13 protein-coding genes are annotated in these 14165 nt (G+C 48.8%); 12 read left to right on the plus strand and 1 reads right to left on the minus strand.

Annotated features, from left to right (window positions below):
- The first annotated feature begins 3 nt into the window (after nt 1-3).
- From IY568_RS09120 to IY568_RS09165, 10 genes are all read left to right on the plus strand, one after another.
- Nucleotides 4-714, plus strand: a complete 711-nt coding sequence (locus IY568_RS09120) for a SapC family protein (RefSeq protein WP_049866574.1) — start codon at nt 4-6, stop codon at nt 712-714.
- A 123-nt stretch (nt 715-837) separates the two neighbouring features.
- Nucleotides 838-1878 (plus strand): isoaspartyl peptidase/L-asparaginase family protein, encoded by a 1041-nt coding sequence (locus IY568_RS09125; RefSeq protein WP_194867382.1) that lies wholly within the window; start codon nt 838-840, stop codon nt 1876-1878.
- A 97-nt stretch (nt 1879-1975) separates the two neighbouring features.
- Nucleotides 1976-2404, plus strand: a complete 429-nt coding sequence (locus tag IY568_RS09130) for a CBS domain-containing protein (RefSeq protein ID WP_125563938.1) — start codon at nt 1976-1978, stop codon at nt 2402-2404.
- A 164-nt stretch (nt 2405-2568) separates the two neighbouring features.
- Nucleotides 2569-6453 carry an ATP-dependent RNA helicase HrpA gene (gene hrpA / locus IY568_RS09135; protein ID WP_194867383.1) on the plus strand — a complete coding sequence of 1295 codons (3885 nt, stop codon included), beginning with the start codon at nt 2569-2571 and terminating at the stop codon, nt 6451-6453.
- Between the two features lie 87 nt (nt 6454-6540).
- The gene (locus IY568_RS09140) at nt 6541-6939 is read left to right on the plus strand and encodes a response regulator (RefSeq protein WP_010381687.1); all 399 of its coding nucleotides are present in this window, start codon (nt 6541-6543) and stop codon (nt 6937-6939) included.
- Nucleotides 6940-6981: 42 nt separating this feature from the next.
- Nucleotides 6982-7275 carry a PilZ domain-containing protein gene (locus tag IY568_RS09145; RefSeq protein WP_010381684.1) on the plus strand — a complete coding sequence of 98 codons (294 nt, stop codon included), beginning with the start codon at nt 6982-6984 and terminating at the stop codon, nt 7273-7275.
- Nucleotides 7276-7629: 354 nt separating this feature from the next.
- Entirely contained in the window at nt 7630-9228 is a 1599-nt protein-coding gene (locus IY568_RS09150; protein ID WP_194867384.1) for an ATP-binding protein, read from the plus strand.
- Nucleotides 9229-9301: 73 nt separating this feature from the next.
- Nucleotides 9302-9976: a response regulator gene (locus IY568_RS09155; protein WP_125563945.1), complete on the plus strand. Its 675-nt coding sequence runs from the start codon at nt 9302-9304 to the stop codon at nt 9974-9976.
- 4 nt (nt 9977-9980) lie between these two features.
- Nucleotides 9981-10853, plus strand: a complete 873-nt coding sequence (locus IY568_RS09160) for a kinase (RefSeq protein WP_194867385.1) — start codon at nt 9981-9983, stop codon at nt 10851-10853.
- Nucleotides 10854-10901: 48 nt separating this feature from the next.
- Nucleotides 10902-11333: a cupin domain-containing protein gene (locus tag IY568_RS09165; RefSeq protein ID WP_125563949.1), complete on the plus strand. Its 432-nt coding sequence runs from the start codon at nt 10902-10904 to the stop codon at nt 11331-11333.
- A 44-nt stretch (nt 11334-11377) separates the two neighbouring features.
- Here the strand turns inward: IY568_RS09165 and IY568_RS09170 are convergent, their stop codons facing one another.
- Nucleotides 11378-12439 carry a DUF6765 family protein gene (locus IY568_RS09170; RefSeq protein WP_194867386.1) on the minus strand — a complete coding sequence of 354 codons (1062 nt, stop codon included), beginning with the start codon at nt 12437-12439 and terminating at the stop codon, nt 11378-11380.
- A gap of 148 nt (nt 12440-12587) precedes the next feature.
- Here IY568_RS09170 and tmk point away from each other — a divergent pair, with 148 nt between their 5' ends.
- Nucleotides 12588-13241 carry a dTMP kinase gene (gene tmk, locus IY568_RS09175; protein ID WP_194867387.1) on the plus strand — a complete coding sequence of 218 codons (654 nt, stop codon included), beginning with the start codon at nt 12588-12590 and terminating at the stop codon, nt 13239-13241.
- A 13-nt stretch (nt 13242-13254) separates the two neighbouring features.
- A complete protein-coding gene (gene holB, locus IY568_RS09180) occupies nt 13255-14160 on the plus strand; it encodes a DNA polymerase III subunit delta' (RefSeq protein ID WP_194867388.1) in 906 nt (301 codons plus the stop codon).
- Nucleotides 14161-14165: the final 5 nt, after the last annotated feature.

Consider the following 14165-nt stretch of genomic DNA (forward strand, 5'->3'; position numbering starts at 1 on the left):
ATTATGGCGGAGCAACAAGTGCAGCCTTTACACAACGAGAAACATGCCAACACTAAAGTAAAAAATGGCATCAATGTAGAATTTTTAAAATCTCAGCACTTGATCCCGGTCGTTGCACACGAGTTTGCACGTGTTGCAACAGAATTCCCGATGGCATTTGTTAAGAACACAGAGAGCGGTCAATATCAGGCGGTTGCTTTATTTGGTCTTGAGCCAGGTGAAAACCTGTTTGTACAAGATGGCGAGTGGACTGCGGGTATCGCACCTCTGGCTGCATCTCGTTACCCATTTGGTCTGGTTAAGCACCCAGAGCAAGATCAGTACGGCATCGTGATTGATGAAGCGAGCCCGCTGGTAGGTGAAGAAGAAGGCAATGCTTTGTTCGAAGACGGCAAAGAAACTGAGTACCTTGAGCGTCGTAAAGAAGCGCTGGTTAACTTCATCGAGTTCTCTCGCGTTACTGAAGCGTTCACACAATACCTGGCAGAGAAAGATCTGCTGGTACAACAGACTCTGACGGTTGAAATCGCTGGTGAAAAGAAAGACATCAACGGTATCTACCTGGTAGACGAGCGTAAGCTGAATGAACTGAGCGACGAAGCTTACCTTGAGCTGCGTAAACGTGGCTATCTGGCACCGATTTTCTCTTTCCTGACTTCTACACATCAGGTTGGTCGTCTGGCACGTCTGAAAGCAAAGCGTCAGGCAAGCTAAGTCACGAGTGACTATGAATTGCAAGAAAGCGCCTTAAGGGCGCTTTTTTTATCGCTTTTTTTTGTAACAAGAATTTATATCCGGCACCTTAGTTCAACAATAAAAGAACAACAGGAATTCGACATGCGCCGTTTATTAGTTACTTCATCTTTACTTGCTGCATTAAGCGCAGCATATCCCGTTTTTTCAGCTCCAGCTCATTCACCCATTGCTATCGCAATCCATGGTGGTGCAGGCACAATTGAGCGTACCAAATTTACGCCAGAGCAGGAGCAGGCTTACCGACAAACTTTGCAATCAGCTGTTGAGCAAGGGTATGCGGTTTTGGAACAAGGCGGCGAGAGCCTGGATGCAATTACGACCGCAATTAAGGTGCTGGAAAATTCCCCATTTTTTAACGCCGGAAAAGGTGCGGTATATACCTATGACGGCACGCATGAGCTGGATGCGTCAATTATGGATGGCCGGGATCGCCAGGCTGGTGCAATTTCCGGAGTGACGCTGATAAAAAATCCCATTGAGTTAGCCAGAGCAGTCATGGAAAAGTCGGTGCACGTGATGTTGAGTGGCGAAGGTGCACAAGAGTTTGCAAAGCGTGAAGGGATTGCGTTCGCCAATAAGGATTATTTTGATACACCTCATCGCTATGAGGCCTGGCAAAAAGCGCGAAAGAAATTGGAGCAGGCAGAGCAGGGGACTAAGGATTATCAGGCACTGCATCAACAGTTACCACAGCAATACAAAATGGGCACTGTGGGGGCCGTCGCACTGGACAAACAGGGCAACCTCGCGGCAGGCACCTCTACAGGTGGCATGACGGCGAAACGATTCGGTCGTATCGGTGATTCACCGATCATTGGCGCAGGTACATTCGCGGATAACGATTCGTGCGCAGTCTCTGCGACCGGACATGGTGAGTATTTTATTCGTTATAACGTCGCGGCGGATATCTGTGCGCGGGTACAATATCAGGGAAAAACAGTGGCACAAGCGGGACAGGATGTTATTTTTGGCCCAATGCTTAAAGCTGGGGGCACCGGCGGAGTGATCATTTTAGATGCCGAGGGCAATATCAGCATGCCATTTAATACCAAAGGGATGTATCGCGCCAGCAAATCTAACACACAACCTACCTATGTCGGTATTTTTGACGACACAAAGTAACCCTAATTAATGTGCTTAAGGCCTGTAAACTTGGGCAATTTTTGTAACGCCAGCTACTATTTAATATGAAGCTGGTGTTTTTTTAGGGGAATGAAATATGCAATCTGTCAAAGTAGCAGACTATCTTAATCATCGTCCGGTTACCTTTAAAGCGGACATGCGCATCGAATCGGCAGTGGAAAAGTTACTACAAAGTGGTCAGGCCGGAGGCCCCGTGATTGATGACATGCAACACGTCGTGGGATTTCTGTCTGAGCAGGACTGTATTCGCACTATGCTCGAAGCTACTTATCAGAACGAATCACACAGTATCGTGGCTGATGTGATGAATACCGAACCTTTGTGTGTTAGCCCGAACGACAGCATTTTGAAGCTGGCTGACAGAATGACGGCCGATAAACCCAAATTATATCCCGTGTGCGATGACGATTGCCGTTTGGTAGGGGTGATCAGCCGGACTAATGTGCTGTATGCAATTGACAAGCACCTTCATGATACCTATGAGTCGGGCAATCGCTTTGTTTAAGCGCTGATCAGGCCTCAGTATACCGGCAAGCGTGTCACATAGAGTTTACCAGGTTAAGCCTGCCTGTCGGTATTTAGTGCGCAGCCCCTGTCAAAGGGACTGGGCTGTACTCATGCTTTTTGCTAGACTACGCGACGATTTTCTCAGTAACAAGGTGTCGTGTAGTGGATTTGCAGTCGTTGTATTCGAACATAGCGGATTGCCTCAAAAAGGATCAGTTTCTCTTTAAAAAGCGTCTTCAGGGCGTCAAAAAAATAAAAGATGAAGCGAAACAGCAAAAGGTAATCACACAGATAACGCGTGACATAGCGCACAGCCAAACGCTCAGAGTAAAGCGCCTGGCTGGCCTGCCGAGTGTGCAATACCCCGAATCACTGCCTGTCAGTCAGAAAAAAGACGATATTAAAAAAGCCATTGCTGAAAACCAGGTCGTCATAGTGGCGGGTGAGACTGGTTCAGGTAAAACCACTCAGTTACCTAAAATTTGTCTGGAGCTGGGTCGTGGCGTCGATGGCTATATTGGCCACACTCAGCCTCGTCGTCTGGCTGCACGTAGCGTGTCCAACCGTATTGCCGAAGAGCTTAATTGTGAGCTTGGTCAGGAAGTGGGTTTTAAGATCCGCTTTAGCGATCAGGTTTCTGACAAAAGTTATATTAAATTGATGACTGATGGTATTTTGCTGGCTGAAATCCAGCAAGACAGATATCTGAATCAGTACGACACAATTATTATCGATGAAGCCCACGAACGCAGTCTGAACATTGACTTTATCCTCGGTTACCTGAAAAACCTGCTCCCTAAACGGCCCGATCTGAAAGTGATCATCACCTCAGCAACCATAGATCCGGAGCGTTTTTCCAAGCACTTTAATAACGCACCAATCATAGAAGTCTCGGGACGTACTTATCCGGTAGAAGTGCGCTACCGACCGGTGATTGACGCCAGTGGCGATGAAAGCGAAGCTGAAAACGATCAATTACAGGGCATTTTCGATGCTGTTGACGAGCTGTGCGCTGAGGGTCCCGGTGATATTCTGATTTTTATGAATGGTGAGCGGGAAATCCGCGATACCGCGGATGCATTGAGCAAGCGCAATCTCAAAGGGGTTGAGATATTACCTTTGTATGCTCGCCTGTCGAATGCGGAGCAGAATCGTATTTTTGCCGCGCATAGCCACCGCCGTATTGTCCTCTCAACCAACGTTGCTGAAACCTCTCTGACGGTACCCGGGATCCGCTACGTTATTGACCCGGGTACTGCGCGGATCAGCCGCTATAGTTACCGAACCAAAGTACAGAGGCTACCTATCGAGGCCGTCTCTCAGGCCAGTGCAAATCAGCGTATGGGTCGATGCGGCCGGGTTGCTGCGGGGGTGTGTATCCGTTTGTATTCAGAGGAAGATTTCCTGGGTCGCCCTGAATTCACAGATCCTGAGATCCTGCGCACTAACCTGGCATCGGTCATTTTGCAAATGTTAGCGCTGGGTCTGGGCGACATTAAGCGCTTCCCGTTTGTTCAGGCACCAGATAACCGCAACATCACAGACGGTGTCAGTTTGCTCGAAGAGCTGGGGGCGGTTAAGCCTGCTGCCAGACGTGAACAAACCTCATTGACTCAGACCGGCCGTAAACTGAGCCGTTTACCTATCGATCCTCGCCTCGCGCGTATGGTCCTGGCTGCCGCACCTTTAGGGGCGCTACGTGAAGTGATCATTATTGCAGCTGCTTTGTCTATTCAGGACCCCAGAGAGCGACCGCAGGAAAAACGCGGCGCAGCGGATGAAAAACATGGTCGGTTCGAAGATGCTGATTCGGATTTCATGGCGTTTCTTAACTTGTGGCAGTATCTGGAAGAGCAGCAAGAGGCGCTGAGTCGTAGCCAGTTCAGAAAGCAGTGCCAGAAGGACTTTTTGGCCTATATGCGGGTGAGAGAGTGGCAGGACATTGTTTACCAGCTAACCACAGTCTGCACTGAGATGGGATTAAAGGCGTCTGGTAATGAGGCGAGCTTCGAGGCCATTCACCAGGCGTTATTGAGCGGGATGCTAAGTCACATTGGTCAAAAAGACGAGAAGAAATTCTACAAGGGTGCACGTAACAGCCAGTTTCATATTTTCCCGGGGTCAGGTCTGTTTAAAAAGAGCCCCAAATGGGTGATGGCAGCGGAATTGGTGGAAACCAGTAAACTGTACGCCCGTATTAACGCCAAGATTGACGTGAACTGGGTTGCACCATTGGCGGAGCACCTGGTTAAGCGTAGTTACAGTGAACCACACTGGGAAAAGAAACAGGGCTGTGTCATCGCATTTGAACAGCAAACCCTGTATGGATTGATCATAGTGGGTAAAAAGCGCACTGTGTACAGTCAGATTGAACCCGTTCTGTGTCGTGAATTATTCATCAAAGAAGCGCTGGTCGCCCAGCAACTGGGGCAAAACGAAGCCTTTTTACAGCACAATCAGGCCTTGATTGAAGACATTCAGGATCTGGAAAACAAAGCCCGACGCCGTGATATTCTGGTTGATGAGCATATGATGCAGGCCTTTTATGAAGCGCGCATCCCGGCTGATGTTAATAATCGTGCTGCCTTCAATCACTGGTGGAAAGACAAGAAAAAAGCCGATAAACGATTTTTACACATGGACCGGGATGCCTTGATGCAGCACGAAGCGTCGCATATTACGGCGCTAGATTATCCCGATGTATGGCAGCAGGGTAACCTGATGTTGCCATTGAGCTACCACTTTGAACCGGGTCAGCCGGTTGATGGTGTAACGGTAAATATACCCCTGCCATTGCTCAACCAGGTCGCCTCTGAGGGCTTTGACTGGCATATCCCGGCACTGCGCCATGAATTGATCTGCTCATTGATTAAGAGCCTGCCAAAAAGCCTGCGACGTAATTTTGTTCCTGCACCTAACTATGCTGATGCAGTGCTGGCTGCGATTGAGCCGATGCAAGGGGGTTTTCTGGAGGCGTTGGCCAATCGTTTATTGCGCATGACGGGTGTCAAAGTTGACGCACAAGCATTTGATTTAGGCGCACTGGAGTCTCATTTAAAAATGCAGTTCCAGGTGCTTGACGAACATAACAAGGTCATTGCTCATGGCTATGATCTGGATGTGCTCAAAGCCAAGTTACAAGGCAAAGTAACACAAACGCTGTCTAAAGTTGCTGAAAAGGGCATTGAGCAAGAAGGGCTCACCGAGTGGTCGTTTGGTGACTTGCCCAGGGAGTACACCAAGAAGCAGGGAGGGTATGAGATCAAAGCATTCCCTGCGTTGGTGGATAACAAGCAAAGTACGTCAATCAGTTTGTTTGACCACCCTCTGAAGGCGCAGCAGGCACATCGTCTTGGTTTACGCCGACTGGTAATGTTGAATGTGCCCTCGCCGGTGAAGTATTTGCAACAGCATTTACCCAATAAAGCCAAACTGGGGCTTTACTTTAACCCGTTCGGTAAAATTAATGATCTGATTGATGATTGTACCGCAGCGGGGATTGATGCCTTGTTGGGTGACTATAGTGCGATTCGTTTAGAGCAGGACTTTGAACAAGCCAAAGAACATGTCCGGGCAGAACTTGGCGATAAAGTGGTGGAAATCGCATCTGCGGTTGAGCAGGTGCTGAGCATTGCACATGGTATCAATAAGCGTATGAAGGGACGTGTGGATTTGACCATGATCACGGCGCATGGTGATATTAAATCTCAGCTTGAGAGCCTGATTTTTAAAGGATTCGTTAGTCAGCATGGGGCGCATAAACTGCCAGATTTGCTGCGTTATATGAAAGCCATTGAAAAGCGTCTGGAGAAGCTGCCTGTTGACCCTAACCGGGACCGTTTATGTGTTCTGGAGCTTGAAAAAGTGGCGGCTGCCTATACCGATAAGTGTAACAAACAGCCAAAAGGGATCCCGATGCCAACAACACTTGATGAGATTTTCTGGATGCAACAGGAACTTCGGGTGTCATTGTTTGCTCAAACACTAGGAACACCTTATCCGATTTCGGCAAAACGGATCACCAATGCGTTAAATGAGATCGAATAGTGTGTTTTGACTTGCAATTTGCATTAGGGCAATTACCTTATTAAGAGGAAATTATTTTTGGATTGTGAAAAGGAAGCGGCATTGACTATGTCCACACAGGGGAGCAGGATGAAAACGCCGCATGTGCTAGTGGTTGACGACGAGTATTTCAATTTTGAGATGCTTTCAATGGCTTTGTCAGACGCATTTAAGTTTAGCTATGCTGAATCGGGCAAGAGCTGCCTGTCGAATGCGATTGCCGATCCGCCAGATGTGATCCTGCTCGATGTATGTATGCCTGGGCTGGATGGGTATGATACTTGTCGGATGTTGAAAAATACGCCTGAAACTCGTGATATTCCCGTGCTCATGGTGTCGGGCCTGGAGTCGGAGCAGGAGAAACAGGCGGGCTTTGATGCTGGCTGTGATGCCTATGTGGTTAAGCCCTTTTCCATGCAATCCTTATCAGAGAAAATAAAAAATATGGTGCAAATTATTCCAAGGTAATTTTTTGCAGGCAAGCAATGATAACAAAGAGTGGAGCACGCCATGATACATGAGGATAAGCGGCGCTTTATGCGCATGATGGTCAATACCCAGGCACAGTTAACCGTGTTGTCCTCGGGGCATAAACTGCACGGTACCTGCCACGACTTAAGTGCCACGGGATTATCAATCATTGTTGAGGAACCCCTGGAGATCAATGAAATGCTGGATGTGTTTATTGACAGCCATGGTGGATCGGTTCCTCCTCTCAACGCACATGTTAAAGTTATCCGGTGTGGTAATAACAGCGAAGGCGAGGGCTACATGCTTGGCCTGGAAATTGTGCAGTTTAATTAGTCATCCTACTTGAGTTAGAAACCCGGCTCGCCTGACTTTTGGTGGGCCACTCACACAGAGCAGTTGCATGAGGGTGTTCCTGCTTTGGCAAATTTTGTCACTACTTCCACACTGTTTGCACATTAACCTTACATACTGACTAGCATCGGGTCTTATACCAATTGGCTTAATTAAGCGTTCTATTTTGAGGCGAGAAAATAGGGTCGGTAACCAGCCAAGAATCTTGCTATTTAGTTGTTCTAAATAAGAAATCTTTAACACCGTTAGCGTCATATTTGCTCCTTCAAATTGACCGGGTATTAAGTACAATTGGTATGCCATGTTTTGAATTTCGTTCACAGGGGTAGCTACATTATGAAACTGACAATACGGCACAAGCTGCTGGCTATTTTGCTGTTGGTCAACACCGTATTGATCATGGCGATCTACTTTGCTAATCAGACTGCTTTTGAAAAGAGCTTCCAGGACTATATTCAGCAAAATAGCCGTGCCCGCTTAGTCGCTTTAATGCCTTCTATTCGAGATAATTACGCACGTTATGGCGAGGAGTGGGTGTTTACTCGCCATCCGGCCTGGCATCAGCTGGTAAGCGAACTACGAGGAAACGCGCGAAGTGCCACTTCGCCCGCTGCGACTCCTTCTTATGACAGTTACGACAGCCCCTCCATGCAGCGGCCGCGCAGATCTGAGCGGGGACCTGAGCCGGGTCGGGATGGTCGTGGCATGCGTAATGAGCAGGGCACTAAGGCGCAGTATCAAACCGACAGACGTCCAAAGCCCGACGCTGATCGCCCACCCAGAGGCGAGCGCGGTGCCCACCCTCATCAAAAGCGTAGACCTCCCAGAGGACGCTCAGATAGTATGGGCGGTCGTCTGGTGTATAAAAATGCGGCCGGTGAGCAAGTGATTGGCTCGCTTACAACAACCAGAACTACTCTTTGGGTCCCTGTTCATCAGTCTGACAAGGCCGATGCGCCTTTGCTTGGGTATGTAGGGCTTGAGGACGGTCTGGTGGTTAGCAACCGGTTCGATAGCTTATTTGCCGAGCGTCAAAAAAATTGGTTTATGTACATCGCTATCACCGCTTTGATTGCGTCCAGCTTATTGGCCATTCCGTTTAGTCATTATCTGGTTGCCCCTGTGCTGGCATTACGGCGTGCAGCACAAAACCTGGCAAGCGGTGATTATCAGAGTAATTTAAACACGGACAGTAACGATGAGTTGGGCATGCTCGCCCGGGATCTGAACACCCTGTCTGAGACCTTGCGAGAAAACCAGCAAGCCAGACAACAGTGGATCGCCGATATTTCTCATGAATTGCGCACGCCAATCGCTGTATTCAAAGCCGAATTAGAAGGCATGATCGATGGTGTGATAGAAACGGATCCCGCGCAGTTGCAGTCGTTACACGAGGAGATTGGCCGGCTGACTCAGTTAGTGGATGATTTGCACCAGTTATCCATGTCTGACAGAGGCTCGTTAAGCTATCAAATGGCACCACATTGTCTGGGCGAGCTGGTCGAGCAAACCTTTGGCAATCATCAGGCACAGCTTGCCAATCGTCATTTTGAATATCAGCTGAAAGGAAACACGCAGAGTTTGATGGACTGTGATGACAGGCGCATGGCACAACTATTCGGTAACCTGATGCAAAACACCTTGCGTTATACCGATTCTGATCAGGACAATCCAGGCCGAATACTGGTCACGATCGAACAACATGGGGAGCAAATTGAGATAGTTTGGCAGGATAGCTCGCCCGGGGTAGAACCCGAGCTGTTAGACAAGTTGTTCGATCGATTATATCGAGTAAAACAGTCCAGAGATCGCGCCTCGGGTGGTTCAGGCCTGGGGCTGGCAATCTGTACCAGTATCGTGCAGGCGCATAATGGCACGATTAAGGCTCGCGAAAGTGAACTTGGTGGTTTAGCTGTGGTGATGCGGTTTTCTTAAAAGGGTTGTAAATTCAAGCGATTTCACTTAATTTTGGGGAGGAGAAGACCCAAGGTGAAAGTGAGCGCCTAAGATGCAAAAAGTACTGATCATAGAAGACGAGAAAAAGCTTGCGGCTATTTTGGGCAAGTACGTCACTCAGGCGGGCTATGAATTACAGATGGTCCATGATGGCGCCCAGGCTTTAGCCGCTGTTGAGAACTTTGAGCCAGATATCATATTGCTCGATTTGATGTTACCTAATGTCGATGGCATTGTTATCTGTCGGGAAGTTCGGCGCAACTCTATGGTACCCATTATCATGACGACCGCCAAAGTTGAAGAGATAGATCGCTTGCTTGGTCTTGAAGTGGGAGCCGATGATTACGTGTGTAAACCTTACAGCCCACGAGAGGTTGTGGCACGGGTCAAAGCCATCTTGCGCCGGGTGGGTGCCAGTGCACCACAGTCAGAGCAGCTGCTGCTTGATGAAAACACCTTGTTTGTAACCTACCAAAACAATTCTGTTGAACTGACACAGGTGGAATTTGTGTTGTTGCAAACTCTGGTAGCACATCCCGGACGCATTTATAACCGTTCGCGTTTGATGGACAATATATACGATGATGACCGCATCGTCAGTGATCGTACGATAGACAGTCATATCAAAAAAATTCGCAAAAAGTTGTCCCAATTGTCCCCGAACAGCGAGTTCATCCACTCTATTTATGGCGCAGGTTATAAATATGAATTGACCGACAATTCATAATTCAATGAATGACTCCTTTGTTATGGCGCCCTGGCAACGCCAATTTTGTAGAAAGCATGGGCTGACAGCACACTACATTCAGTCGTTGGCGCCTGTGACAGGCTGGTTGGCGCAACAGGTAGCGCAGCAGACACCTTTGTGTCTGGGGATTAGTGGGTCTCAGGGTAGCGGCAAATCGACACTGGCAGAGTATTTAAAGGCTGACCTGACACAGCGCGGGTTGCGTGCTGACAGCGTGTCTTTGGATGACTTCTATCTGAGCAGGTCGGAACGCGCGCAGCGTGCCGCTGATATTCATCCCTTGTTTCAAACCCGGGGTGTACCTGGTACACATAATACGGCACTGGCCGAAGAGATTCTGGCGCAATTCCGTGCCTGGCAGCCGCTCATATTACCCCGATTCGACAAATCCATGGATGAGCCGTTTGCACCTGAACTGTGGACCCATACCCGCACTTTGGATGTGCTGATCCTGGAAGGTTGGTGTCTTGGGGTTGAAGCACAGTCAGCTGAGCAGCTAAGCTGTCCTGTCAATCAGTTGGAACAAAGCCAGGATCCGGATGGGCGTTATCGGCATGCCGTCAATCAATTTCTCAAAGCGGACTATCAGAGCCTGTTTAGACAGGTGGATAAGCTCATATTCCTCGACGCAGGGTGTTTTTCTCATGTTGCCCGCTGGCGCTTTGAGCAAGAGCAGAAACTTAGTTTGTCTGGTACACAGTCTCGCCGCATGTCGCAACAAGAGGTTGCGCACTTTGTCCAGTTTTTTCAGCGACTGACGCAATGGGGGCTGGAAACTTTACCTGCTCAATGCGATATCGCCTTACGACTGTCGCCACAGCGCGATATTGCAGCGTCGAAAGAGATCCACAATTAAAACACATTAACGTTTTAGGATACGCAAAACTCTTATGGATTATCACCTATGAACAGCACTGTATTTTCCTTATCGGCTTTATGGTTAGTGAGTATCGCGAGCATCAGTACAGCGCAAGCGCACAGTACTGAACAGATCAAGGTAGAAACGCTGACAAAGCAGCAACATAGCTGGAATGGTGCAGTGTTGCCAGCTTACCCAAAAGGCCAGCCAGAGGTGCGGATTATGCGTTTTACCATCCCTTCCGGGCAGACTTTGCCAATTCACAAACATCCTTATATCAATGCAGGGCTGTTGTTAAAAGGAGAACTTCAGGTTGAGACACAAAGCGGGGAAACGATCCACATCAAAGCGGGTGATACCCTGGTTGAGGTTGTTGACACCTGGCACTGGGGGAAAAGTGTGGGTAAAGAAGCCGCGCAGATAGTGGTGTTCTACGCCGGCGTCAAAGATCAGCCTGTCACACTAAAACAAGACTAGCCGTTATTGCACCGCATCAGATTCTGATTACGGTGCAAACGGGTTTAACTGACACAGATCCCGTATCTTGGCAAGATATCGACTATGATACTTTGGCGATGTTTTTTCGCCGCATCATGGAAATGTTTCCAGTCACTATGCAGAAAGTCCGGATGATACTGATAGCAATCTTCATCGCCATCCGCCAGCGTGGTCCCCAGCGCCTGATGTTTCCAGGAACCTGGGCCTTTGGCGATGTAAGTCAGTTGGTGTGCACCCAAGCCAAAGCGATCAGCGGCGATGGCATCCAACCATTGCTGGTGGCGTGTTGCGCCGTTATCACTGACAAACTGACTAAAGCACTGGGCAATTTCTCGCTTTACGTCGGGTGACAACCCGGTGATGGGCCTGACCAGGTAGGTCTGAAATACTTTACACAGCGCGTTTGCTGCTTGCAAAAAGTCAACCGGATTATTGCGTTCAACAGCTTCACCAAGGCCATTTTGATAAGACCAGTGCTGATGTGGCAGATCAGGGTGGGACAGCGCCTGACCATGGCCCAGGCTGGGAATATTGTCCTGCAGAATATTGGCAAAGTAATCGCTGACTTTTGCGATGAGCGTCTCGTGGGTCTGACCATTATGATCTTTGATGTCGCGAACGTGATTGACTGGGTGGTCGACCCCTGCAAAGCCCCGATGTCCCCAGGTATCGATAAAGACGTGTGCGGTGATCCCCAGGCGATGTAATGAATGAGGTCGGTCTTTATCCGCTAATACTTCAGCTACCATGTCTTTTGCCACAAAAGAGTCTGGTCGGCAAACAAGTTTCTGAATAAAGCTACCCGCAGGATTTTCACCAGCAGGTAACCCTCCGTTGCCAGGCAAAAAATGAAACGGTACCCACACTTTCATGTTTTTCAGGCTATCCAGATTACGATACTCAAGCATTTTATGCGCAGTCGCAATACGCTCGTAAGCGGCACCATTCTGAAACTTGATATGACCATAGTTGGTGGCATCATCTACATATTGTGCCGCATGAGCAATGGTGGTGGCCTGGGCGGGTGAGAACCCAGCGTCTCTGGCAACTACCCAGGTCATAGCGTGATGAAGATCAATTTGCATTACTTTATCCCTGCGAAAATCGATTGATGCACTAAACGGTACACTATTCAAAGAATTAATCCTACTGATAGCGACGTGAAACCGCTATAATGTCAATTATTTTTTAGATAACGGTACAGGGTACCGAGCGGTACGTCAGAGAGAGTGTATGAGTAAAGGTTTTATGTTGGTTTGTGATGGCAGTAACGGTGCTGGCAAGACAACAGTGATTCAGGGCATTGCCGACTATCTCGAGCAGCAGGGATTTGAAGTAGTACTGACCCGCGAGCCCGGAGGCACTCCGATTGGTGAAAAGGTCCGTAGCGTAATATTGGATCCCAGTACACCAGAAATGAGCTCAATGACCGAGCTGATGCTGTTTGGTGCAGCCCGGGCACAACACGTAGAAGAAAAAATCCGCCCAGCCCTGGAGGCCGGCAAGGTTGTTATCTCGGACCGTTTTGACGCTGCAACTTTTAGTTTTCAACATTACGCGCGCGGTATTGATCTTGAGACCATAAAGACCATTAATGAACTGGCGCTCGGCGGATTCAAGCCCGACATGAATCTCATCTTAGATTTAGACCCTGAGCTGGGGCTGCAACGCGTCAATCAACGAGGCGAAGGGCTCGACAGACTTGAGGATGAGAAAATGGAATTTTTGCATCGCGCACGAGAGGGCTACCTTGCTCAGGCAAAAGCTGACCCTGAGCATTTTAGTGTGATTGATGCGTCGGAAGATAAAGAGTCTGTATTGTCAGCCTGCCTGAGGGTCGTTGATTCTGTGATTGCGGCCAGTCGCCGTGATAACACAAATCGTTGACAGGTCTGTTGATATGTACCCGTGGTTAGAAACGGTTTTTGCGCAGTTGCAGATGAGTTTTCAGCAACAGCGCTTTCATCATGCGCAGATGTTCCATGGTATGACTGGCGTGGGCAAACTGGAGCTGGCGCAGTCGCTCACGGCTGCATTGTTGTGCAAGCAGGCAGGTACTTCGTTGCGCGCTTGTGGGCAGTGCAAAAGCTGTCTATTGGTAGACGCGGATAATCATCCGGACAAACTGTTGATCACGGCTGAATCACACAGTATCAGTGTAGAGGCGATCCGCAGCTTAAATGATTTCATATTCCACTCTGCACAGCAGGGGGGCAACAAAGTGGTGGTGATTGATGGCATAGAAAAGCTCACAGAATCTGCTGCTAATGCGTTACTGAAGACCCTCGAAGAACCCGCAAAAGGGCGCTATTTACTGTTGCTATGCAACGATACTGCGCGTGTTACTGCGACCGTTTTGAGTCGCTGTAACAAGATGAATGTGGGGGTTGCTGATGTTAATAGCGCTGAATCCTGGCTGGCACAGCAAGGGATCCACAGCGGACAATATCCTTGGGTCGCTCACTTTATCTCCCAGCCGCTATTATTACTTAGATGGGCGCAAGCGCAGCAGCTGGGTGCTATTGATAACCTGTGGCAGGAAGCTCAACGTCTTGGTGAAGGCGCTGACGCCGATGCATTAGCCAAAGCTTTGCAAGCCGACACCAGCCTGGTCAAGGTATTTTGTGGCTTTGCTCTGGCGGCAATCAACACTAAAATAGCGCGTGGTGAACTGACATTCGGCAAAGCGCAGGCCGCAATTGTCACGCTCAGGCGGTTTTCAGTAGACCAACACACTGTATTAGGCTTAAACTTGTCCCTGAGTCTGTCACGATTGTGCTTTCAGTTGCAGCAAACCTTAAGATAGGAGTC

This window comes from Pseudoalteromonas sp. PPB1, from assembly GCF_015356275.1.
GTDB lineage: Bacteria > Pseudomonadota > Gammaproteobacteria > Enterobacterales > Alteromonadaceae > Pseudoalteromonas > Pseudoalteromonas rubra_D.